The 21,990-nt window shown below is 59.8% G+C and carries 20 protein-coding genes; 8 read left to right on the top strand and 12 right to left on the bottom strand.

What is annotated here, in order from left to right; translation table 11 throughout:
• The first annotated feature begins 104 nt into the window (after positions 1–104).
• Positions 105–1,211, top strand: a complete 1,107-nt coding sequence (locus tag CAL20_RS25235) for an MraY family glycosyltransferase (protein ID WP_094824141.1) — start codon at positions 105–107, stop codon at positions 1,209–1,211.
• Positions 1,211–2,344, top strand: coding sequence for a glycosyltransferase (locus CAL20_RS25230; protein WP_094839364.1), 1,134 nt, complete (start codon positions 1,211–1,213; stop codon positions 2,342–2,344). Before CAL20_RS25235 ends, CAL20_RS25230 begins: the two co-directional genes overlap by 1 nt.
• Here the strand turns inward: CAL20_RS25230 and CAL20_RS25225 are convergent.
• The 11 genes from CAL20_RS25225 to CAL20_RS25170 form a co-directional block, all read right to left on the bottom strand.
• The gene (locus CAL20_RS25225; protein ID WP_094824143.1) at positions 2,317–3,465 is read right to left on the bottom strand and encodes a glycosyltransferase family 4 protein; all 1,149 of its coding nucleotides are present in this window, start codon (positions 3,463–3,465) and stop codon (positions 2,317–2,319) included. The genes CAL20_RS25230 and CAL20_RS25225 overlap by 28 nt on opposite strands.
• On the bottom strand, positions 3,462–7,121 hold the full coding sequence (locus CAL20_RS25220; protein ID WP_094839363.1) for a glycosyltransferase: 3,660 nt from the start codon (positions 7,119–7,121) through the stop codon (positions 3,462–3,464). The genes CAL20_RS25225 and CAL20_RS25220 overlap by 4 nt, the downstream gene beginning before the upstream one ends.
• Positions 7,121–8,368: an FkbM family methyltransferase gene (locus CAL20_RS25215; RefSeq protein WP_176456637.1), complete on the bottom strand. Its 1,248-nt coding sequence runs from the start codon at positions 8,366–8,368 to the stop codon at positions 7,121–7,123. Before CAL20_RS25215 ends, CAL20_RS25220 begins: the two co-directional genes overlap by 1 nt.
• On the bottom strand, positions 8,365–9,594 hold the full coding sequence (locus tag CAL20_RS25210) for an ABC transporter ATP-binding protein (RefSeq protein ID WP_094839362.1): 1,230 nt from the start codon (positions 9,592–9,594) through the stop codon (positions 8,365–8,367). The genes CAL20_RS25215 and CAL20_RS25210 overlap by 4 nt, the downstream gene beginning before the upstream one ends.
• A complete protein-coding gene (locus CAL20_RS25205; RefSeq protein WP_094839361.1) occupies positions 9,594–10,379 on the bottom strand; it encodes an ABC transporter permease in 786 nt (261 codons plus the stop codon). Before CAL20_RS25205 ends, CAL20_RS25210 begins: the two co-directional genes overlap by 1 nt.
• 153 nt (positions 10,380–10,532) lie before the next feature.
• Positions 10,533–11,945 carry a mannose-1-phosphate guanylyltransferase/mannose-6-phosphate isomerase gene (locus CAL20_RS25200; protein WP_094839360.1) on the bottom strand — a complete coding sequence of 471 codons (1,413 nt, stop codon included), beginning with the start codon at positions 11,943–11,945 and terminating at the stop codon, positions 10,533–10,535.
• 168 nt (positions 11,946–12,113) lie between these two features.
• Positions 12,114–12,563 carry a carboxymuconolactone decarboxylase family protein gene (locus CAL20_RS25195; RefSeq protein ID WP_094824149.1) on the bottom strand — a complete coding sequence of 150 codons (450 nt, stop codon included), beginning with the start codon at positions 12,561–12,563 and terminating at the stop codon, positions 12,114–12,116.
• 27 nt (positions 12,564–12,590) lie between these two features.
• On the bottom strand, positions 12,591–13,577 hold the full coding sequence (locus CAL20_RS25190; protein WP_094839359.1) for a Bug family tripartite tricarboxylate transporter substrate binding protein: 987 nt from the start codon (positions 13,575–13,577) through the stop codon (positions 12,591–12,593).
• Between the two features lie 260 nt (positions 13,578–13,837).
• The gene (locus CAL20_RS25690; RefSeq protein WP_094824151.1) at positions 13,838–13,990 is read right to left on the bottom strand and encodes a hypothetical protein; all 153 of its coding nucleotides are present in this window, start codon (positions 13,988–13,990) and stop codon (positions 13,838–13,840) included.
• Positions 13,991–14,000: 10 nt separating this feature from the next.
• A complete protein-coding gene (locus tag CAL20_RS25175; protein ID WP_094824152.1) occupies positions 14,001–14,900 on the bottom strand; it encodes a type III pantothenate kinase in 900 nt (299 codons plus the stop codon).
• Entirely contained in the window at positions 14,897–15,751 is an 855-nt protein-coding gene (locus tag CAL20_RS25170; protein ID WP_094824153.1) for a biotin--[acetyl-CoA-carboxylase] ligase, read from the bottom strand. The genes CAL20_RS25175 and CAL20_RS25170 overlap by 4 nt, the downstream gene beginning before the upstream one ends.
• Positions 15,752–16,019: 268 nt before the next feature.
• Here CAL20_RS25170 and CAL20_RS25165 point away from each other — a divergent pair, with 268 nt between their 5' ends.
• The 6 genes from CAL20_RS25165 (at position 16,020) to lipA (ending at position 21,320) form a co-directional block, all read left to right on the top strand.
• A complete protein-coding gene (locus tag CAL20_RS25165; protein ID WP_094839394.1) occupies positions 16,020–16,673 on the top strand; it encodes an alpha/beta hydrolase in 654 nt (217 codons plus the stop codon).
• Between the two features lie 238 nt (positions 16,674–16,911).
• Entirely contained in the window at positions 16,912–18,165 is a 1,254-nt protein-coding gene (locus CAL20_RS25160; protein ID WP_094839357.1) for a D-alanyl-D-alanine carboxypeptidase family protein, read from the top strand.
• 226 nt (positions 18,166–18,391) lie between these two features.
• The gene (locus tag CAL20_RS25155) at positions 18,392–19,258 is read left to right on the top strand and encodes a D-amino acid aminotransferase (protein ID WP_094839356.1); all 867 of its coding nucleotides are present in this window, start codon (positions 18,392–18,394) and stop codon (positions 19,256–19,258) included.
• Between the two features lie 36 nt (positions 19,259–19,294).
• The gene (locus tag CAL20_RS25150) at positions 19,295–19,570 is read left to right on the top strand and encodes a YbeD family protein (RefSeq protein WP_094824157.1); all 276 of its coding nucleotides are present in this window, start codon (positions 19,295–19,297) and stop codon (positions 19,568–19,570) included.
• 21 nt (positions 19,571–19,591) lie between these two features.
• A complete protein-coding gene (gene lipB, locus CAL20_RS25145; protein WP_094839355.1) occupies positions 19,592–20,239 on the top strand; it encodes a lipoyl(octanoyl) transferase LipB in 648 nt (215 codons plus the stop codon).
• Between the two features lie 76 nt (positions 20,240–20,315).
• The gene (gene lipA / locus CAL20_RS25140) at positions 20,316–21,320 is read left to right on the top strand and encodes a lipoyl synthase (protein ID WP_094824159.1); all 1,005 of its coding nucleotides are present in this window, start codon (positions 20,316–20,318) and stop codon (positions 21,318–21,320) included.
• 5 nt (positions 21,321–21,325) lie between these two features.
• On the opposite strand, the gene CAL20_RS25135 is transcribed toward lipA, so the two are convergent.
• Entirely contained in the window at positions 21,326–21,889 is a 564-nt protein-coding gene (locus CAL20_RS25135; RefSeq protein ID WP_094824160.1) for a cob(I)yrinic acid a,c-diamide adenosyltransferase, read from the bottom strand.
• Positions 21,890–21,990 lie beyond the last annotated feature (101 nt).

Below are 21,990 nucleotides of genomic sequence, written 5' to 3'. Positions count from 1 at the left end.
TGCGCAAATACCAGCGGATCAATCCAGAAACACTATGTATGGGTACCTACCTATAGAATCCGCACGGACCCCGGCAGCTTGGGGGGTTCTAACACTGCTTTGCTATGCAATATTTGTTGACGGCATTTCTTACCTCGTTGGTATTCACTGCGCTACTTGTTAGGTGCCGATCCTGGCGTAACGGCTGGACCCTGGATTCGGAACTGGGCAGCGTACAAAAGTTCCACGCCAAGCCTGTGCCGCGAGTGGGGGGCCTGTCGTTGGTGATCGCTATGGCTGCCACTTGTACGGTGGCCGGCTTTCGCGAGCCTGACGTTTTGTCGGGCATGCTGTTGCTGGGCCTGTCGGCTGCACCTGCCTTTTTGGGGGGATTCGCGGAGGACCTGACCAAGCGCGTACGGGTCTTGACCCGTTTGGCGTTGGCGATGGCGTCCGGGGCCCTGGCGTATTTTCTGCTCGATGCCGCGGTGACGCGGGTGGACATCATTGGCCTGGACTGGCTGCTGCAGTTCAGCGCCATATCGTTCGTTTTTACGATTGTGGCAATCGGCGGCGCAGCCAATGCCTTGAATATCATTGATGGGTATAACGGCTTGGCGGCAGTGGTGTCGGCGATGATTTTCGCTGGTTTCGCCTATGTCTGTTTTTATCTCGGCGACCGCATGCTGCTGATCGTGGCCCTGGGGATGCTGGGCGGCGTGATTGGCTTTCTGATCTGGAACTATCCGCGCGGCCATATCTTTCTGGGTGATGGCGGCGCCTATTTCCTGGGCTTCATGATCGGTGAATTGTCGGTGCTGTTGCTGGCGCGCCATCCCGAGGTGTCGGCCTGGTTCCCACTGCTGCTGTGTATCTACCCCGTATTCGAGACGCTATTTTCTATTTATCGCAAACGGTGGGTGCGCGGAAATTCGCCGGGGGCGCCTGACGGCGTGCATCTGCACATGCTGATCTACAAGCGTGTCGTACGATGGGTTGTGGGATCGCGCGAAGCGCACCATCTGACCTGGCGCAATTCCCTGACGTCGCCGTATTTGTGGCTGCTGTCGTCGTTAGGCGTCATCCCCGCTGTGCTGTTCTGGCAAATGCCCGTCGTGTTGATGGTGTGCGTGCTGGCATTTGCCACAGGGTACGTTGTGCTGTACCGAAAGTTGGTGCTTTTCCGTATTCCAAAATGGATGATTGTTAAGAAGAAGAGGCGCCGCCATTGATGCGAGTGACCCATGTCTTCAAAACCTTTGCGCCGGATACGTACGGGGGCATCGAGCATGCTATTCATACCCTGGCATCGCACACTGCGCCGCTGGGGGTGCAGAACAAGGTGGTCGTACTTACGCCTGGCCAGCCTCGACGTGAACGTTCGCCACATTACGAACTGGTGCGTTACAAGCGGCACCTGAACTTGGCTTCCACGGGCTTTTCTTTCAGCTTGTTCCGGCATTTCAAAGAAGAGTTGGCAGATACGGATCTGCTGCACTTGCATTTCCCCTGGCCGTTCGCAGATATTTGCTATCTGGCGCGAGGCGCGGGTATTCCTACGGTGCTGACCTATCACTCAGATGTGGTGAACCAGGCCCGGCTGAATACTTTTTACGCGCCATTGCGCGATCGCATGCTGGCACGCGTGTCGCGTATCGTGGCAACGTCTCCCAGCTTGGTCGACAGCAGTCCGGTGTTACGTCATTGGCGCGACAAGATCGACGTGATCCCGTTGGGTATTGAGCCATCTGTGCCGGCTCCTGGCGACGATGTGCGGGCGCTTGGATTCCATGAACGTTTTGGCACGCGTTTTTTCCTGTTTCTGGGCGTGCTGCGCTACTACAAGGGGTTGCATACGCTGGTGGATGCACTCAAGGGGCGCGATTATCCCGTCGTGTTGGCGGGGGACGGGCCAGAGCTGCCGGCGCTGCGTCGGCAGGCGCAACAGCTTGGTTTGAACAATCTGCATTTTGCGGGAGCCGTGTCTGATGACGACAAGCGAATATTGCTGAAAGCGGCTTACGGCTTTGTATTCCCTTCTCACCTGCGTTCTGAAGCATTCGGATTAGCCTTGGCCGAATCGGCTCAACAGGGTACACCGATGATTTCATGTGAGATCGGGACGGGCACCAGCTTCGTCAATCTGCACAACGAAAGCGGACTGGTCGTGCCGCCTGAAAACCCCGAGGCATTGGGAGCGGCGCTGGATCGATTCTGGAACGAGCCTGAGCAGGTGCAGCGGTGGGGCGAACAAGCGTATCGACGTTATGAGACGCTATTCACTGCCACGCGCATGGCAGGCAGTTATCGGGAATGTTATGAACGTGTATTGGCCGATCAAGCCAACCGCCGTGCTTCGGCATAGATTTCAACGGTCTGACGAGCGCAACGCTCCCAACTGAATTGCGAGGCGTGCGCCAGGCTGCGACTGACTTCTCTGCGGCGCCAGTCTTCGTCTTCCAGACCGCGTACGATGCATTCGCGTTGTGCGGCGATATCTTCCGCCTCGAACATCAGCGCACCCGGGCCGGCGACTTCTGGCAATGATGCGCGGTCTGAGCACACGATCGGCACACCGGATTTCATGGCTTCGAGTACTGGTAATCCAAAGCCTTCGTATAGCGAGGGAAACACGAAAAGCCGCGCCCCGGCAAATAAGGTCGCGAGTTGCTGGTTGGGTAGATAGTCCAGATAACGCAGCCAGCCAGCCGCTTCGGCCTGGCGTAGTCGGGCATGCAGCGTTTCGCTGGACCAGCCCTTGTGGCCCGCCAGAATCAATGGCCAACGTAGGCGCATTGACTCGGGCAGTCCTTCGTAGGCATCGAGCAGGGCGCTAATGTTCTTGCGGGGCTCCACCGTTCCCACGAATAGGGTGTATTCGTTGTGAGTCAATCCCAAGGGCGTCAGGACCGAGCGGGTCTCGCTCGCATCGCGAGGACGGAAATCGGGAGAGCCTGCCAGCGGTGTGGCTCTGATCCGGTCAGCGGACACGCCAAACAGCTGCATGACTTCGCTGCGCACGAACTCCGACGGGGTAATCAGGAAAGTGGCGCGTTTCAACGCGTCTTCGATCTCGCCGCGCATATAGCGCACCCGTTCAGCGGGATGGAACTGGGCGCAGCTATATACCGAGACGTCGTGAAACGTAGCGACCGATGGGCCCTTATGGCGCGGCAGATAAAAGTTCGGGCCGTGATAGACGGCGCCTTGGTGACGGCGCAGCGCACGGCCTCGCAGCGTGGGAAGCATGGCGCGGATGAGGCCGCGGCTCAACGGATTCTTCAGCAGCATGCCGCGCCAGTCCATTGCGACGCGCGGGGGCGTGTCTTGCTCGCCGGGCAGGTCGGTGGTGAATCCGAAGTTGCGCATCAACAGCAGTTCGGAAATCGCAGGCAGCAAGGCGAGTTGATGCGCCAACTCATAGGTGTAGCGACCGATGCCAGTCAAGGGGTAACGGATCGAATCGATCGACAGCACCACCTTCATTGACCGGCCCTCGTACACGACAAGGCGCAGAGCGTGCCATACAGTCGCCGAGCCAGGCGCTCATAGCGGTGATCGGCGCGCCAGCGTGTGGCCATGTCCAGAGTGCGTTGCACGTGATTCCGGTTTTGGGCGATATCGCGCAACAGCGTTTCCAACCCGCGGGCGATATCCGCCGGGGCGATGCCCGAGAGTCGGAAAACCGAATCGCCCAGATCGTCAAAGATGGATAGAGGGGTCACGACGACGGGTTTGCCCACTGCCAGACCATAGCGCACCGCGCCGCTGGCCGATTCGCCTGTCTTTTGATACGGGTACAGCATGATGTCCGTGCCACGCAGCAGCGCCAGGCTTTGCGCATCGGGGAGGAAGTCAGTGTGCAGTTCGACGTGATCTCCCAGATTCAACTCGGCGATGCGGGCACGGGCTTGGCGTATCAGCTCGGTCGATTCCGGTGCCGGATATTCGGCGTTGACCATGCGCAGCCGGACTGCCAGGCCAGCGCGGCGCATGATGTCCACCGCCTCGATCAACTCGATCAAGCCCTTGTGGGGCAGGAAAAAACCATAGCTTCCCAGCACGATTTCGCTCTTGCTGTCGGGGCGGCTGGCAGTGGCCTGCAAAGCGTCGTCGTCCACTGCGATGCCGTGCGGAAACAGCATGACGTTGTCTACCAGGTCTAATTGTTTCAGGCGATTCAGATCGCCCAGCGCATGCACGATGACGCGCGCACAGCGGCTCAGCGCATCGCGCAAAATGGCCAGCTTTTTGTGTGGCACGTGCGCGGGATCCACCGTGGCATGCATGACGACGGTGACAACACGCCCAGCATCGCATTGCGCCTGAAGGAAGCGTGCCAAGTTCTCCAGATTGAAAAAGCCATAGTTGAACTGCACGACCAACGTATCCAGGTTGCGTGCTTCGATTTGGGCCGAGAGTTCCGCCAGTGTTTCATGTTCGGCGGCGTCCCAGCAGCGCGATACGTTCTCGCCGTCGCGGGCGATGAGTTCAGGGTTGCGAGCAGCCAACACTTGGACGTGTGCGGGCAAGCAATGCAGCAGGTGTTCCGAGTAGGTGGCAATTCCGCAGCGCGTGTTCCAGGTCGTGATCCAGCCGATACGAGGCGCGGGCGAAGCTTGCGCCACCGCGCTGTCACGGGCATTGCGCACAATGCGGCCGGCAACGTCCTGCCAGGAAAAACGCGACAGCAGCAATTCGCGGCCGCGATTCACGCGCGCTTGGCGTGTTTCGGCAGATGCTTCGTAAACGTCTCGTATGGCGTCGCGCAAGGCGTCTATCTTGGGGTTTGCCCATACAGAGTCAAAGATGCCCAGGTGGCTTTGCGCATATTCAAAGTCGTAATCGACCAACCATGCAGTTTCCGGCGTGCAGAACTCCAGCTGTCCGCTCCATGCCGTCGTAACGACTGGCAAGCCGGATAGCATGGCCTCGGCCAGAGGCAGGCCAAAGCCCTCGGCTTTGCTCGGGGCAAGCAGCGCATGACATTGTTGGTACAACCCCTTGAGCTGCGCATCGCTCAGGTCGGCCTCGATAATCTGCACCTTGGGATACGACGGTTGCGCTGCGCGGGCCTGGGCCAACCAATCGTGGACTTCGTTGTGCGGATTGGCGAAGGTCTTGATGACCAGCACGACATCATCTTGCGCTGTAAAGGCCTGGCCATATGCTGCTAGCATGGCCTGGACGCCTTTGCGTGGAAAGCACGACGAGACGTGCAGGAAGCGGAATCCGGCGTCGGCTAGTGTCGCCGCACCGGTTTCGGCCTCGATGCGGTTCCAGTGGTCCACACCGTTACCGGACACGACACAAGGTACGTTCAGGCCATTGTCGACCATGACTTTGTGCACATGCTTCGAGACGACTGACATGCCTTGCAGACTGACGTTGAATGCGTCGATCCAGTCCAGCGGATAACCGGATTCTTCCCATGCATAGAGATGCATCAGATTCAGCCTCGCCTGCATGTCGTCGACTCGGGGAGGGTAGAGATTACGGCTGGCGACCCAGGCACTGCTGTGCGGCTGAGCGACGGCCCGCTCGTGCATCGTTGCCAGATCGGGATTGTGTTCGAGGAAGTTGGCATCGGGCTCGAAATCGCCCGGTCCTTCGGTGGAGTGCAGACTGACGTCGTGTCCCAACGCAGACAGGGCGCGAGCCAGCTCACGATTCATGATCGCCAGGCTGTACGAGCTGTCGAAAGGCCCTTCGATGCGCCAGTCGATGCGTTGTGGCAGTGCGCCTGCTCGAAAGAAGTCTTCGGCGACGGCCATATTGTGCGCAATGGCATTGGCCAGCAGCTTGAGATCGCGGTCCTCGAAGGGGGTTGCGCGGTGAATGGCGCTGATCGCCTCCAGCAGGGCACGGTAGCGAGTCTCAGCCGCTTGTTGGCGAGCTGCCCAGGAGGCGGCCGGGCCGTCGCGACGAGCCATGCGTTGCAAGAACTCCAACGTGAGTTGGCCCGCAGCTTCCCATGAGAATTTCTGTGCGCGCTGTCGTCCCCACTCGCGCAACGCTTGCAGGCGCCCGGGATCTCCGAGCGTGATGCGTATGCATTCGGCTATCGACTGTTCGTCCAAGGGATTGAACAGTGCATCGGGATTGCCGATGACCTCAGGCAAGCTGCTGGTATTGGAGCCGATGACTGCTGCACCGCAAGCCATTGCCTCCAGCGCGGGCAGGCCAAAACCTTCTTGCCACGAGGGAAACACGTACAGCTTGCAACAGCGATACAGCTGAGCCAATTCGTCGTCATTCACATAGCCGGTAAATACGACTTCTTGATCTTGCAGGCCGGATTGCGCGGCGATGCGGCGCAAGTTGTCGATATCACCTTGCGGCATCTTGCCGGCCAAGACTAATTGGTGACTTTGGCGCGTAGAGGCGTCCAGCAACGCGTAGGCGCGTACAAGCCGGGGTAGGTTCTTGCGTTCATCCGCTCCACCCGAGTAGAGCAAGAAGTCGCGATGAATGTCGTAACCGCGCAGGAATGCCTGGTCTTGTGCCGCACTGGAAGTAGCGGGTTGATGGAAGACAGGTGCGCATCCCTCAAGCGAGCAAATCACCCGTTGCGGATCCAAGCGCAGCGCCGCGCAAGCTTCCTGACGCGAGTATTCCGATACGGCTACCCACCCTGTCGCCGCCTGCAGGGTGTCGATTTTGCGTTGATAGAACTGTTTGTACGTCGGATTGGGATCCAGATAGTACGCTGCATTGCTCAGCGGAATCAGGTCGTGGATAGTGACAACCACGGGTATACCCAAGTCGGCCTCGAGGCCCGTGACGGCGTCATCGACGTAGCCTTCAAACAGGCTCGGAATGAATATGACGTCGGGATCCAACGCCTGCAGAAAAATCGTGCGGAGCTTTTCGGCGGCCAGGCGCCGCGGTGTGTTGCCAGGGTCGCGTTCATGTACCGGGCCGGCTGTTTGCCAAGTCAGTACGTGGCTGGCCGGCACCAGATCCTTAAAGGCGGCCTTGATAGGTTCGATGGTTTCCGGGAACAAGTCATTGACGAGCAAGATCAGTTCATGTTCACCGCGCAACTTGGCAATGGCTTGGGCGATCAAGACGGTATAACGGCCGATTCCGCGGAATCGGCTTTCAGTCTGCGCACCCTGCATGTCGATCAGCAGGCGCATCAGTGATTCTCCTTGCGCAGGGTTTGCAGCAGGTCGTTGTAGACGCGTCGGCCGCGCGGCGTCAGCAGCGCGTCGGCAGGCGGTGTCACGAAGTGCGGTGAAAAATCGGCTGCCGTGGCCTGGCTCATGCGGCTATACAGGCGAAACAACGGACCATACAGGCCGGTTTTATGGGCGAGGCGGGCCAGGGCGCTGCGCAGTCCGGGGCGCGCACGTACGAATCGGATGCCCAGGCGCGCGGCTTGGACCGCTCCCCGGCGTAACCGGCTTTTCAGACCTTGTTCTTGCAGTCGGGTACGCTGGATACCCAGCCAGCGTAACGGTGCGGTCACTCTCCATGAGGTGCTGTAGAACATGTCGGCCAGCCGTGCCTCGCGTTCAGCCAGATCGGCCGACAGCGCATCGAGCTTTGCATCGCGTTGAGCTAGCTGCTCGCTCAGCGTCGCAGTTTGCGTAGTCAGCCGCTCATTCAATGCAGCAGCCTCCGAACTCATTTGTTCGACCTGTTGCTGCAGCACCTTGATACGGGCCTCGTTGTCCAGCGCCCAGTCGTGCAACGCCTGTGTTTTAGCCGTATTGAAGGCATCAAAGACATTAGGCGGGTATTTCAGGGCCTCGAGTAGATCCTGATGTTCGTTGGCCACGTAAAAGCGGTTCAGCCCGTCGGAATAGGCATGCAGATAGCCTGCTTGCAGGAGCAGGGTTTCCCATTGCGCGTAGCTCTCGATTCTGGAATTTGGCAGAGTGGCCTCGGCCACCACGATCCATGGACGAAAGCGCGTAAAATCCATGCCGCGCAGGACTTCGTACTCGAATCCTTCGACGTCTATCTTCAGGAAATGAATGTCGGCAGGCCCATGTTCGGCACAGATATCCGCGAGCGTGCGGACATCGACGGTATGCCATTGACCCTTGTTGCCCTCTGCTTCATGGCGCGCCGCTACCTCGGCATCCATGGTTGCCCAACCGCGCACATTGCTTTCCCAGATCTTTAGCTGGCCGGGTTCAGCGCCAGCGCCGCAACCCAGATTGATGTCACGCGGCCGGTCAGCCCGCAGTTTTTTCAAGTGCTGCTGCAGTGGCTCGATATTGATGCCATGCCAGCCTCTATCGTAGAACAGCTTGGTAACGGAGTCCGTTTCCGGGTCGTTGGCACCAACGTCGATGTAGAAGCCTTCGGAGACAGATTTCAACGCTCGCCAGAGCATGATGTCTTCGAGGTTCTGCGCGTAAGACACGAGATTCATTTCAATGAGATTCCTATCTTGGGCTCCAGCCATGAACTGCCGATGAAATCGGTTTTGTCCATGTTGACGATCTGGAATACCAGGGCCAGATCGCGCCACTCGTAATTTTCATCGAGGTGGGTTTCGCTGTTCACCAGGGCGGTCTGAATGGAATACGTACCTGGGCCAAGGTTGAGCGGAAAATCACAATCATAGGTAAGGCGTTGTCCGGCACGGACGTCGTTGACGGGTTGACGCGTATGCGCCGTATTTGTGCCGTACATGACTTGTCCCAATCGGTCTTTGATACCGTAGCCCAGAATCAAGGTTTTGAGATCTTTGCGTACGTCGACTTGAATACGCAGGCGAACTTTCTCGCCCACATTCAGCGTCTGGGCAGCGACGCCCTTTTCGTTGATCAAGGCTATCTCGCTGACTGTCGCCTCGCCAGTTCCGGACACGGTTTGCAGCGTACCGTCCTCGAGTTCGGTCTGCTTGATTTCTATCAAGTGCCCTTCCCGCTGCGCGAGCAGGGCGTTGTAGTAGTCCATGACGGCTTCGGGCTTGCCCTCGTGAGCGATATTGCCCTGATTTAACAGAATGGCGCGGTCGCAGATGCTCTGGATGGCTTGCTTGTCGTGAGATACCAGCAGCAAGGTGGTGCCTTGCGCACGGAATTCACGAATCCGGTCGAAGCTTTTGTGCTGGAAATAAGCATCGCCCACCGATAGGGCTTCGTCGATGATCAGGATGTCGGGGCGGACAGCCGTGGCCACGCTGAATGCGAGCCGGACCTGCATGCCGCTGGAATAGACGCGTACCGGCATGTCGATGTATTCGCCGATTTCCGCAAAGGCCTCAATGTCGTTCATCAGGCCGTTGATCTGTTCGCCTGAATAACCCAGAAGCTGCCCCGCCATATAAACATTTTGGCGTCCGGTGAAGTCCGGGTGAAAGCCCATGCCTAGCTCCAGCATGGCGGCAACCCGGCCCGACAAGGAAATGGAACCCGTGGTCGGTTGTGTAGTGCCCGTGATCATCTTGAGCAGTGTGCTCTTGCCCGCCCCGTTGAACCCAATGATGCCTACCGCCTCGCCGGGCGCGACGGTGAAATCAATATCCTGGAGCACCCATTTCAGGCTGTGACGCTTACGCGACCCAGGCAAGATCCATTCTGCGAGCCGGTGCCAGCGGGTTGGATAATCCTTGTAGGCCTTGCCTACGTTCTTGACGACGATAGCACCCATTACAGTTCATCCACCATTTCGCCGACGTGTTTACGGAACAGGTTCATGCCAATAAAGCAGAGCACGATGCCCAGGATTGCGCAGGGCAAAAGACTGGACCAGGACGGGTAGCGATGTTCGACCAGGATGGTCTGGCAGGCACCGACGACGCCTGCCATGGGGTTGAACTCGAGCAAATGCTGGAAGCGTTCCGGAATGACGTTGCGAGGATAGACGATGGGGGTGAGCCAGAACCAGAATTGCAGGAAGATCCCAAAAAACTGGCCCACGTCGCGAAAGAACACATTCATGACTCCCAGCGTCATGCCCAGGCCAATTGCGAACACGATCAGGATGGCCAGTATGGGAATCAGCGCCAGGAATACCAGGCCGGGAAAGTTGCCGCTGATGATCAGAAATGCGACGAACAGGCCGAAAATAATGCAGAAGTTCAGAATGGCGCTGCCCAGAATGGTGACAGGCAGGCACAATCTGGGGAAGTTGATCTTCTTCAGCAGGTTGGCATTGTCGAGAAATACGTTTTGCGAGCGGCCGACGATTTCGGTGAACAAGCCCCAGGTCAACACACCGGCGCACAAATATACGCTGTAGGCGAACGTCGTATTGGCGCCGGGCAGTTTTGCCCGCATCACACCGGAAAAGATCACGGTGTAGATCAGAATCATCGCCAGCGGATTGATGACATTCCAGGCCGCGCCCAGCAGCGAGTTCTGGTATCTCGACTGGAATTCGCGTTTGATATTGCCGAGTATGAAGCCGCGGTAGGCGTACAGGGCTCTTAGCATAGTGTTCTTGGTGCGATAAGCATTACAGATGAGCGCACGGGAGCGGCACGGGTCTTTCGCGATGCTCGAGCGCGATGACTACCGGGATACTACAAAGAATAGCGGCTCCGTTTGGAGCCTTGGGGGGTAAACAAGCCGTTCCGTGCGTATAGTTCAGCACCGGCCGTAGACGTCTTCGAACCGTACGATATCGTCTTCGGCCAGGTAGGAGCCGCTTTGGACTTCGATCAGCACGAGGTCGATCTTGCCGGGGTTTTCAAGCCGATGTCTATGGCCGGCGGGAATGAACGTGGACTCGTTGCTGGCCACCAGCATTTCGCGATCGCCGTTGACGACGCGCGCCATGCCTTCCACGACGATCCAATGCTCGCTGCGGTGGTAGTGCATTTGCAGCGACAGTGAGGCGCCTGGCTTGACGACGATGCGTTTGATTTTAAAGCTCGGACCGTCTTCGAGCACAGTATAGGTGCCCCAAGGACGGTGCACGGTGCGGTGCAGCTTGACGCTTTCGTGGCCGGAGCCTTTCAATTGGCTGACGAGGGCCTTGACGTCTTGGGCGCGTGTCTTGTCGGACACCAGCAACGCATCGGGCGTGTCGACGATGATCAGATTGTCCACGCCGACCGCGCCTACCAAGCGCTCCTCGCTGCGGATGTAGCAGTTACTGACGTCGTGCAGGACGACTTCGCCTTCGACGCTGTTGCCTTGCCCATCGGTTTGTGCAAGATCGCCCAACGCGCTCCATGAGCCGATGTCGCTCCAGCCGATGTCGCACGTCACTACCGCGGCATCAGTGGTTTTTTCCATGATGGCGTAGTCGATCGAGATGTCTTCGGCCTGATGGAAGGCGTCGGCGTCCAGTTCGATTTGGAACTCTGTGTCGTTGCTCGTTTTCCGGCCGGTTTCAAGCGCTGCTGCGACGTCCTCGCTGATCTGCGGCGCATGCTTGCGCAGTTCGCGCAGGGCGGTTCCGGCCGTCAGACAGAAGATGCCGGCATTCCAGGCATAACGGCCGCTGTTGACATATTCGGTAGCCGTTTCCAGGTTCGGCTTTTCGACAAAACGCAATACGTCGGTGCCTTTGGCCTCGATATAGCCATAACCGGTCTCGGGCGACGAGGGCTTGATGCCGAAGGTGACGACCTTGCCTTGCTGGGCCAGTGTGATCGCTTTGGTGACGGCCTCGCTGAAGGCCGCCGCATCGGAAATCAGGTGGTCGGCGCTGAGCACCAGCAGGACGGCATCGTCTCCATGGCGGGCTTGCACGGTCAGTGCTGCCGCGGCCAACGCTGGGGCGGTATTGCGGCCCTCGGGCTCTAGAATGAAACCACGCGGTACCGTGATGCCAGTTTCGCGGTATTCGTCCACCGTTTTGAATAGCAGGTCGCGATTCGTGACTGAAACGATCTCCGCGACATCGGATAAGCTGCTTGCCCGCAAGAATGCCTTTTGCAGCAGGCTTTGGCCATCGGCCAAGCGAATGAACGGCTTGGGATGCAGTTGCCGGGAAACGGGCCAAAGGCGCGTGCCGGCTCCTCCGGACAAAATAACGGGGACAAGTTTCATAACGGTAATTCCGCTACTTATTACTAGATAGCGGTTTTGGGCATAGTCTTGAGATGAGGCATCATAAACGAATTTCGTAAATGTAACAGGAAGGAGTGTTGTCTAATCGCAAGGGTCTGTGAGCAGGTGCCGTAATGCCCGCGCCTGAATGTGCGGAAGACGCAGCCATTACTCCGCAAACAAATCCGCCTGCCGTGGATCCGCCGGCCGCAACTCATAACCGATGTCTGCCGCAACATCACGCAAGATGTTTTGCGCCAAATTAAACGCCGTATTCGCAGCCGGCACCCCCGCATAGATCGCATTCTGCAGCAGCACTTCCTTGAGCTCGTCCGGGGTAAGGCGCGAGTCATCTGCGGCAGTCAGCGCTGCGCGCACATGGAGCTCGAATTCTTCCCAACGCCCCAGCGCCAGCGTGACAGCCAGGACCATCATGCGGCGCGATTTGTGAGGCAGGCCGGGGCGGCTCCAGATGTCGTGCCATGCGTAGCGGGTGATGAGGTTCTGGTAGTCGGCGGTAAAGGAGGTGGCGCGGGACAGCGAGCGCTCGACCCATGCGTCGCCCAGGACGGCGCGGCGGTTTGTCAGACCGTGTTCAAAATCGTCTTGGCGGCTCATGGGTTCCTCCTTTTACTTATCGCAGATTTAATTGACCGTGATGTTATTGGCCTTGATCACCTCGGCCCAACGCGCTTGTTCTGTATCGATGAAACGCGCGAACTCTTCGGCATTGGAGCCGACCGGGGTCAGGCCCAGTTTGGCTAGTTTGTCGCGTGTTTCCGGACGTGCGAGGGCTTTTTGCACGAGATCCTGCAGCTTGGCCACGACCTCGGGCGCCGCGCCTGCGGGCAGGAAAAAGCCGTTCCACTCATACACATTGAAATCTTTGAGACTGGGATCGGACTCTGCCACGGTGGCGACATTGGGCAATTCAGGCATGCGCTTGTCGGAGGAGACAGCCAGCGCTTTGAGTTTGCCGCTGGTGACATAGTTCAGGCTGGATGCGGCGTTGGCGAAGTACACGTCGACCTGGCCGCCCATGACGTCAACGATGGCTGGCGCGCCACCCTTGTAGGGAATGTGTACGGCGTCGATGCCTGTGTCTTTTTTCAGTAGCTCAGCGGCCATCTGTGCGAGGCTGCCAGGCCCATAGGATGCATAGGTGTAGTGCCCGGGTTTTGCTTTGGCAGCGGCGATGAAGTCGGACAGATTGTTAAAGCTCGATTTTTCCGCGGCAACCAGGATATTCGGGACGGAGACTGCCTGCGATACCGGGATGAAGTCTTTCTTGGCATCGTAGGGCAGCTTGCGCAACCCCGGGTTGATGGTGAATGCCGAGGAGTCGTACAGCACGGTGTAGCCATCGGGTTTGGCGCGTGCGACGTAAGAGGCGCCGATCGAACCGCTGGCGCCGCCTTTGTTTTCGATGACGATGCTCTGTCCGGAAACCGCGCCCATGCCTTCGGCGATGATGCGTGCGGCGTTATCGGCGCCACCGCCAGCCGAATACGGCACGACCAGAGTGATGGGCTGATCGGGGTAGCCGGCGGCTTGGGACGCGGTGGCGGCTACGGTCAAGGTGCTGGCAATGGCTGCCAAGGCCAGCCAGCGCTGCGTATGGGCGCTTTTCATGGTGTCTACACTCCTGTTTCTGAACGAGGCCTTGTTGCGTTGGGAATTCTTAACGCAAAAAGAAGAAGGGCTCGTTTCGTGTGGCCGCCATCGTAGCGTGAGAGAGGGGCAGGGCCTGCCGGGCACCAGCACGGGTGTCCGGTTGATGGACGTTTTGAAACAAGTGTTCGTTGCGTGGCCGTTTTAAGCGAGGGGGCCGAGGTTGCCGGCTCGAGGCGGTCCGAGTTGGCTCGGCGCAACCGAACAGGGCTGCGCGCGGGTTACGGGCCGACGCGGATGCGTTCCACATTCAATTCCTGGCCGAATCTGGATCGGTCTCGGCCAGCATCGTCGGGCCGCGCGCCGACCCAACCCTGTCCCAGCGCATAGGCCCAGACGTTGGCGACGACGATCAGCAGAAAAAGCACGCGCATGAGGGTTCGCTCACAGGGATTGAGGGTCGGTTTGGGATGCGATGAGGGCCAGGCCGTCGAGGACAGGGCGGTCCAGATAGCATGGGACAGGGACCGGGCCCATCGTACTGCCCGCCTGCGCCAGCAGGCGCTGCGTTTCGTGTTCCATCTCGGGCCACCCGCCGCCTGCGACATAGAGCGCGGCAGGCTCGCCATAGCGCTGGCAGGCAGCCAGCCACTGCCGCACGACCGCGCCGGCCTGTGCGGCAGCGATGCCGGAGGCAATGGCTTGGTGCGTGTCAGTCGGAAAATCAGTGACGGACCCCTCGGCCAAGGGCAAATTGGCGGTGCCGCGAGCGAGCGAACTGCGCATCAAAGCCGGGCCAGGAAGAATCAGGCCACCGATAAAGGTGTCGTCGGGCCCTACTGTGTCGATAGTCGTAGCCGTGCCAAACGAAGCCAGCACGAATGGAGCGTGTCCGGCCGCCAAACGGCTGCGCACACCGAGTAGCGATACCAGGCGGTCGGCGCCGAGTTGCGTGGGCTGGGTGTAGCCGTTTTTCAAATGGAGTAGATGGGCGCCCGAGGTGACCCAATGTACGGGGCAGTTGTGGCGTGCAAGCGCATCGCGAATGCCGGCCCCTCGTTCGTCACCGGCAACATTGACGCCCAAGGCCGAGACGGGTTTGTGTGTCAGCGTGCCGAGCCAGTCTCCCAGCGCGTGCGGATCAAGATTATCAAAGGCGATCGCGGCGGGCTCGCGAGAGCCCGCGGCACCCGTCGAGCCGGTGAGGTTGGATTCATCGCCCGACGGTGCTGTGCTGCCAGCCGTGGATGCGCATTGAACATCGTCCGATGCGCCAGTCCCCGCGGACGGACGCAGCCAGCCGACCTTCAGACGACTGTTGCCTGAGTCGATCAGCAGAATCATGGCGCTCGCTCCGCGGTGCGTGGGCGAATCGAGATTTCGCCGACGGATACGGGGACGAGCCCCTGAGGTGTCTGCACCAGGAGCCGACCATGTTCGTCCAGGCCCTGCGCCGTGCCGCTGAATAGCACGGCGCCTTGGTCTATCACATTGATGTCGCGGCCTGCCAGGGCGTCAATAGCGCTGAATCGTTGGCGAAAGGCGTCGAACCCGGCGGTTTCCAGGTCCCGAACAGCCTGCCGCCAGGCATTTGCCGAGGCGCATACGATATCGGCCACGCTGACGGCGGGGCTGCCTGTTTGCTCAACGACGGTCGCCCAGTCAGCGACGGACCGGCCAAGCCTCTGCGAGAGCTGATCAGCGTCAGTCAGGTTCACCCCCATGCCGATCACAATGGTGTAGGTGTCCGGCAGAGCCAGATTACGGGTCGATTCGACCAGGACGCCCGCTAATTTGGCATCGTGCCATTGCACGTCGTTGGGCCATTTGACGCGCAGCGCGCCAGCGTCGGGTGCCAGGCTGCGCAGCGCCTCGCAGGCGGCCAGCCCGGCCAGAGGCGACAGGGCAGGCAGCCGATGGGGCGGCATGCGTACGGGAAAGGCGCACGAAAACATCAGCGTGGCCCCGATACGATTCTGCCAAGGGCGTCCGGCGCGTCCGCGGCCAGCCGCCTGCTGGTGGGTGCCTAGCAGCCAGGGGCCCGAACAGTGGCGCGCCCGCGCGAGCAAGTCGGCATTGGTCGACCCGGTGCTGGCAGGCCAGGCAATGTCCTGAAAGCCGTCCAATCGCGCAGACAGCTCGCGTACCAACGCCTCGGGCGTCGGCAGATCAATGGGGCGGGCATCAGTAAGCATGGCGGCGATTGTAGGGCACGAGGCCGGGAGGGGTCACGGCGCCTGTGACAAAACGGTTCACAACTGGCATGTCGGTAGGCGCTTGATCAAGCGTAGCGCCCTGCGCAAGCGCGCGGACTGCGCCAACGTAGGCCCGCAGGGCGGGCCACAGCAGAATTAACGATGAGGCCGTCGTTGCACAGGCGACGCGGCCTCAGCCCATCAAGCCAGACAGAGCGATGGCGAGGTTGGTAACATGCAGGCTGCTTTTTTAATTTGCGCCCACCTCATGTCTGCTCGTACCGAAATCCAGGCTTTTACCGGCGAGGCCGGCCGTATAGATTGCGCCATTGATTGGCCCGCTGGTACGCCACGGGGCTGGGCGTTGGTTCTGCATCCGCATTCTCTGCAAGGCGGGGCGCGGGATAACAAGGTGGTGACCACGATCTCCCGCGCATGCGTACAGCACGGCCTGGTTGCCGTGCGTCCGGATTTTCGCGGAGTAGGTCAATCCGAAGGACAGTTCGACAAGGCCCGCGGTGAGACACAGGACATGCTGGCGCTGGTCGCGCAAGTCCGGGAACGCTACCCTGAATGGGCGTCGGCGCCCTGGGTGTTGGCGGGGTTTTCCTTTGGAACGGCAGTCGCGGCACAGACATACGCGGGCCTGGCCGACGCGGGCGATACAGCGCTGCCTGTGGCATTGATGCTGATGGGAGCGGCGGTCCAGCGTTTTCAAGAGACAGAGGTCGCCGTACCGGCCGACACGCTGATGGTGCATGGCGAACAGGACGACGTGGTGCCTTTGTCTGAAACGCTGAACTGGGCGCGTCCACGGGATGTGCCGATTGTGGTCGTACCAGGCGCTTCGCATTTTTTCCACGGCAAGCTGCTCGTGTTGCGAGCCTTGGTGCAAGCACGCCTGAAGGTCGCCTTGGACTGATTCTCGCCCATTCGCAGGCTGCATGATGTCACGCATCGGGCCTGCCGGACCTTGTGCCATTGCGCCTTTACCGTTGTTGAACGTTATCGCTGCCGCGCGGTCAGACTGGCCTGCCTATAATGATGCTGCTTTTCATGAGGCCGGTTGTTGATGATGCGGCCTTTGACCGCCTGCAGGCTTGTTAACCCAATGTGTGTCACCCGCCTGAGTTGCTTTTGATCGTGGACCCTTTTTGCCGATGAAACTCACTCGTTCCTTTCCGTCTTCTGTTGCGTTTTCCCGCCGTGTCCTGGCTGGCGCGGTGTTGTCGGCGCTGATGGCGTCAACATCTGCCGCCTGGGCGCAACAACAGCAGCCGGCGGCGCCTACGCCAGCCGTAGCGGCTGCGGCCCCGGCCGGCGTCGCGCAGTTGGCGGAGCTATCGGCTGTGCCCGCGCCCACCATCGCAGCGCGTGCGTGGATCACCATTGACGTCACCAGCGGCCAGGTATTGGCTTCGTCGAATCCGGACATGCAAATCGAGCCAGCCTCGCTGACCAAGATCATGACGGCTTACGTGGTGTTCAATGCGTTGGACGAAAAACGGATCACGCTGGAGCAACAGGTACCGATTTCCGAGCACGCCTGGCGCACTGGTGGGTCGCGCATGTTTGTCGAACCGCGCAAGCCCGTCACGGTCAACGAACTCATTCAAGGCGTGATCGTGCAGTCCGGTAATGATGCGTCTGTGGCCTTGGCCGAGGCGGTGGGCGGCACCGAGGCGTCGTTTGCGACGCTGATGAACCAGGAGGCCGAGCGCCTGGGCATGGCTCATACGCATTTCATGAATGCCACGGGCTTGCCTGATCCGCAGCACATCACCACGGTGTCGGACCTGGCCAAACTGGCTGTGGCCCTTATCAAAGATCACCCCGAAGAATTCCACTACTACAAGCAAAAAGAGTTCACCTATAACAAGATTACGCAGCCCAACCGTAATCGCCTGTTATGGGCGGACCCCTCGGTCGACGGCATGAAAACCGGTCACACCGATGCGGCCGGTTATTGCCTGGTGTCGACTGCGTTGCGTGGCGACCGCCGCGTGTTGACCGTGCTGGCTGGCGCAGACAGCGAAGCCACGCGCGCCGAAGAAAGCCTGAAGCTTCTGAATTGGGGCTTCCAGAATTTTGACTCGGTCAAACTGTACGACCAGAATCAACCTGGCCTGGACGCTCGCGTCTGGGAAGGTACGGTCGAGACCGTCAAGCTCGGCCCGCCCACGCCTCCGATCTGGGTGACCGTCCCGCGCGGCAAGTCCGGCGAGATCAAACCCGTGGCGCAACGCACCGATCCGCTGGTCGCACCGCTGACCAAGGGCCAGCAAGTCGGTACGCTGCAATTGACGCTGGACGGCAAGGTCTTGCGTACTGAGCCGTTGGTGGTCCAGGATGCAGTCGAACGCGCCGGCTTTTTTGGCCGTATGGTCGACTTGGTCAAACGTCAGTTCGAATAGGCTTTTTTAGCGAACTAATACGCACTGTCGAGCTGGGGCAAGCAGGCCTATCCGCTGGCCCCCGGGTGAAAAAATCATCGGGGCGAGCAATCGCCGGGGCAGTGCAGTACATTTTCTTTTTTACGATTCATATCCATGAACAGGCACAGCGAAGGTTCGGCGTATAACGGCGATCCGAAGCTGTGCCTGTTCATTTTTTAGCTATCTTAGAATTTAGGGGCCATTCATGATTCCGGGCATGCCAGGCGATAGCCAGGTGTATCTCAACGGTGAGTTCACGCGCGTCGACGAGGCCAAAATCTCGGTGCTGGACCGGGGGTTCATTTTCGGTGATGGTATTTACGAGGTCGTGCCGGTCTATCACGGCAAGCCGTTTCGCATGACCGAGCATATGAATCGCCTGGACCGCAGCTTGCAGGCCTTGCGCATTCCATCACCGAAATCGCGCGAGCAATGGCTGGAGCTGGTAAATGAGCTGATCCGCCGCTCGGCGACACCGAGTTGCGTGGTCTATCTGCAAGTCACCCGCGGCGTCTACAAGCGCGAGCATGCCTTTCCCACAACGGAAATCACGCCCACGGTGTTCGGTATGACGACGGAATTCACGCCGCCCACGGCCGAGCAGCGCGAACGAGGCATCCGCGTGATCAGTATCCCTGACGAGCGCTGGCTGCATTGCGAAATCAAGTCCGTGTCATTACTGGGCAACGTACTGGCGCGTCAGCAGGCAGCCGAGGCGGGGGTGGACGAGGTGATCCAGTTCCGTGATGGCTTCATGACCGAAGGCTCGTCCAGCAATTTCTGGGTGGTGTCCGCGGGCAAGCTATTGGCGCCGCCGAAGGACAACTTGATCCTCGAAGGGATACGCTATGGTTTCATGGCCGAGTTGGCAGAGGAAACCGGTGTCCCGTTCGAAGCCCGTCGTATTACCCAGGACGAAGTCGCCTCGGCAGACGAAATCCTGGTGACCTCGGCGACCAAGGAAGTGCTGCCGGTGTTGCAACTTAATGGCAAGGCCGTCGGCAACGGCCGACCCGGCCCGGTTTATGCGAAGCTGCGGGCAGCGTATGATGCCCGTATTGCTGCTTTGTAAACCGACATTGCCCCTACGCGCATTGCGGTAATTGTTATGACTACCATCCCCCCCGAAGAATCGCTGATCGAGTATCCCTCGGACTTTCCCATCAAGGTCATGGGCAAACAGCATCCCGAGTTTGCCCAGACGCTGACCGAGGTGGTGCTGCAGTTCGACCCGGGATTTGACCCGGCCAAGGTCGAAATGCGGCCCAGCAAGGGCGGCAACTACATGGGCCTGACGTTCACTGTGCGCGCGACCTCGCGTGAGCAGCTCGACAATCTGTATCGCGCCCTGCATGGACATCCCATGGTGTCCATCGTCCTGTAAGGCTGGCCATTTGGCATTGTCATGATCAAATGGTTGACCCGGCCGGCCGAGTACGAGCCGGTATGGCAGGACATGCGGGCTTTTACCGCGGCGCGCAACGCGGGCACGCCCGACGAGGTTTGGCTGTGTGAGCACGCCCCGGTGTACACCCTGGGGCAGGCCGGCAAGCCCGAGCACCTGTTGAACCCGGGGGCGATTCCCATCGTGATGTCGGACCGCGGGGGCCAGGTGACCTATCACGGGCCCGGTCAGGTAGTGGCCTATTCTCTGTTCGATTTGCGCCGCGCCGGACTGTTTGTGCGCGACTATGTCCGTCTGCTGGAGGACGCGGCCATTGGCACATTGAGCGATTTTGGCATTACCGATGCCTGTCGGCAGCCCGGTGCGCCGGGCGTGTATGTGCCGTATGGCGCCGGCGGCCATGTGGCCAAAATTGCTGCATTAGGTATCAAAATACGTAACGGCTACGCCTATCATGGTGTTGCATTGAACGTAAACATGGATTTGTCGCCGTTTTTGGGCATCAACCCCTGTGGTTACGAGGGATTGGTGACCGTCGATATGGCGACTTGCGGGGCGCGGCAGGATCTGAAGACCGTCGGAGAACGCCTCGCGGAACGCTTGTTGACCGCCTTGCCGCCGCCTGTGCGCAAGGATGCTGCAGGTTGACGCGCTAAAATGCCCTTTTCTTCCCCCCGTCCAGCGCCGTGTTATCGACGTGCGCCGGTCATGACGAAGGTGATGTATGTCTACTCTTGAGCCCACTGCTGCTGCGACCGAAGTGCAAGCGACCGCCACAACGCCGGCCGCCTACGACGCCACGCAAAAGCAAAAGTCGCAGGCCAAGACCGCACGGATTCCGATCAAGATCGTGCCGGCCGAGCGCCTGAAAAAGCCCGAGTGGATCCGCGTCAAGGCCGCTGCGCCGGGGTCGCGTTTTTACGACATCAAGCGCATTCTGCGCGAGCACAATCTGCACACCGTGTGCGAGGAAGCCTCCTGCCCGAACATCGGCGAATGTTTCGGCAAAGGCACGGCCACCTTCATGATCATGGGTGACAAATGCACGCGGCGTTGCCCGTTCTGTGATGTGGGGCACGGCCGCCCCGATCCGCTGGATGCCAACGAGCCCGAGAATCTGGCGCGTACGATCGCCGCCATGAAACTCTCGTACGTGGTGATCACTTCGGTTGATCGCGACGACTTGCGGGATGGGGGCGCTGCCCACTTTGTGGATTGCATCTCGCGCATCCGTGCCTTGTCGCCTACGACGCGCATCGAGATTCTGGTGCCCGATTTCCGTGGCCGTCTGGAACGCGCGCTGGCGATTCTGAATGCTGGCCCCCCCGATGTGATGAACCACAACCTGGAAACCGTGCCCCGTTTGTACAAGCAGGCGCGTCCGGGCTCGGACTATGCACACTCACTGAAACTGCTGGCCGAGTTCAAGCAGCTGCATCCCGAGGTTCCGACCAAGTCCGGGCTGATGCTGGGACTGGGCGAGACTGACGAGGAAATCCTGCAGGTCATGCGCGACATGCGCGCCCATGGCGTCGATATGCTGACCATAGGCCAGTATCTGCAGCCCTCGGAACACCACCTGCCGGTGTTGCGCTACGTGCATCCCGACACGTTCGCCATGTTCGAGCGCGAGGCTTACGAGATGGGCTTTACGCACGCCGCCGTGGGCGCGATGGTGCGCTCGTCGTATCATGCCGACGAGCAGGCGCATGCCGCCGGCGTGAACTGAGATATTTATTGCGGCTGGGCCCGCGAATGGGCGCTGGTCCAGAACACATCGCTCGTTCCGTGGACCCCATTCAGGTGGCGGGCGAGTACAAACATCAGGTCTGACAACCGGTTCAGATATTGGCGCACCGAAGCATTGAGGACGTCGTGCCGTTCGAGGGTGATCACCGAGCGCTCTGCCCGGCGCGCTACGGTGCGAGCTACATGAGCCAGGGCAGCTACTCGGGAGCCGCCGGGCAAGATGAATTCGCGCAGCGGCGGCAGGGCGCCGTTATAGTGGGCCAGGCGCTCATCTAAAAACGCTACCTGAGCATCGGTCAGCGTGGTGTGGCCCGGGATGCAGAGCTCTGCGCCCAGGTCGAACAAATCGTGCTGAATCGTGCTCAGATCCGCCTGCACGGGATCGGGCAGGGATTCCGTGCGCAGCAGGCCGATGACACTGTTGAGCTCGTCCACATCCCCTAGCGCCGCCACACGCGGCTCATCTTTGCGCAGGCGGCTGCCATCGCCCAGGCCGGTCGTGCCATCGTCTCCGGTTCGTGTAGCGATGGCGGAAAGTCGGTTGCCCATGTAGAAGGTCTCTTTGCGTGGTGGTTATGTGTGGAAACAGATTGGTAGTGTAGTGCCGAGGGTAATGCCTGCGGACGCGTTATCCTGTATTCCTGTGCAGC

Source organism: Bordetella genomosp. 4 (assembly GCF_002261185.1).
GTDB lineage: Bacteria > Pseudomonadota > Gammaproteobacteria > Burkholderiales > Burkholderiaceae_B > Bordetella_A.
Note: the sequence above shows the minus strand (reverse complement) of the source record. Positions and strands in the feature narration are given on the sequence as shown.

Coding starts and splice junctions, on each gene's coding strand:
- CAL20_RS25235 (WP_094824141.1), top strand. CDS start 105: ATGCAATATTTGTTGACGGCATTTCTTACCTCGTTGGTATTCACTGCG.
- CAL20_RS25230 (WP_094839364.1), top strand. CDS start 1,211: ATGCGAGTGACCCATGTCTTCAAAACCTTTGCGCCGGATACGTACGGG.
- CAL20_RS25225 (WP_094824143.1), bottom strand. CDS start 3,465: ATGAAGGTGGTGCTGTCGATCGATTCGATCCGTTACCCCTTGACTGGC.
- CAL20_RS25220 (WP_094839363.1), bottom strand. CDS start 7,121: ATGCGCCTGCTGATCGACATGCAGGGTGCGCAGACTGAAAGCCGATTC.
- CAL20_RS25215 (WP_176456637.1), bottom strand. CDS start 8,368: ATGAATCTCGTGTCTTACGCGCAGAACCTCGAAGACATCATGCTCTGG.
- CAL20_RS25210 (WP_094839362.1), bottom strand. CDS start 9,594: ATGGGTGCTATCGTCGTCAAGAACGTAGGCAAGGCCTACAAGGATTAT.
- CAL20_RS25205 (WP_094839361.1), bottom strand. CDS start 10,379: ATGCTAAGAGCCCTGTACGCCTACCGCGGCTTCATACTCGGCAATATC.
- CAL20_RS25200 (WP_094839360.1), bottom strand. CDS start 11,945: ATGAAACTTGTCCCCGTTATTTTGTCCGGAGGAGCCGGCACGCGCCTT.
- CAL20_RS25195 (WP_094824149.1), bottom strand. CDS start 12,563: ATGAGCCGCCAAGACGATTTTGAACACGGTCTGACAAACCGCCGCGCC.
- CAL20_RS25190 (WP_094839359.1), bottom strand. CDS start 13,577: ATGAAAAGCGCCCATACGCAGCGCTGGCTGGCCTTGGCAGCCATTGCC.
- CAL20_RS25690 (WP_094824151.1), bottom strand. CDS start 13,990: ATGCGCGTGCTTTTTCTGCTGATCGTCGTCGCCAACGTCTGGGCCTAT.
- CAL20_RS25175 (WP_094824152.1), bottom strand. CDS start 14,900: ATGATTCTGCTGATCGACTCAGGCAACAGTCGTCTGAAGGTCGGCTGG.
- CAL20_RS25170 (WP_094824153.1), bottom strand. CDS start 15,751: ATGCTTACTGATGCCCGCCCCATTGATCTGCCGACGCCCGAGGCGTTG.
- CAL20_RS25165 (WP_094839394.1), top strand. CDS start 16,020: ATGTCTGCTCGTACCGAAATCCAGGCTTTTACCGGCGAGGCCGGCCGT.
- CAL20_RS25160 (WP_094839357.1), top strand. CDS start 16,912: ATGAAACTCACTCGTTCCTTTCCGTCTTCTGTTGCGTTTTCCCGCCGT.
- CAL20_RS25155 (WP_094839356.1), top strand. CDS start 18,392: ATGATTCCGGGCATGCCAGGCGATAGCCAGGTGTATCTCAACGGTGAG.
- CAL20_RS25150 (WP_094824157.1), top strand. CDS start 19,295: ATGACTACCATCCCCCCCGAAGAATCGCTGATCGAGTATCCCTCGGAC.
- lipB (WP_094839355.1), top strand. CDS start 19,592: ATGATCAAATGGTTGACCCGGCCGGCCGAGTACGAGCCGGTATGGCAG.
- lipA (WP_094824159.1), top strand. CDS start 20,316: ATGTCTACTCTTGAGCCCACTGCTGCTGCGACCGAAGTGCAAGCGACC.
- CAL20_RS25135 (WP_094824160.1), bottom strand. CDS start 21,889: ATGGGCAACCGACTTTCCGCCATCGCTACACGAACCGGAGACGATGGC.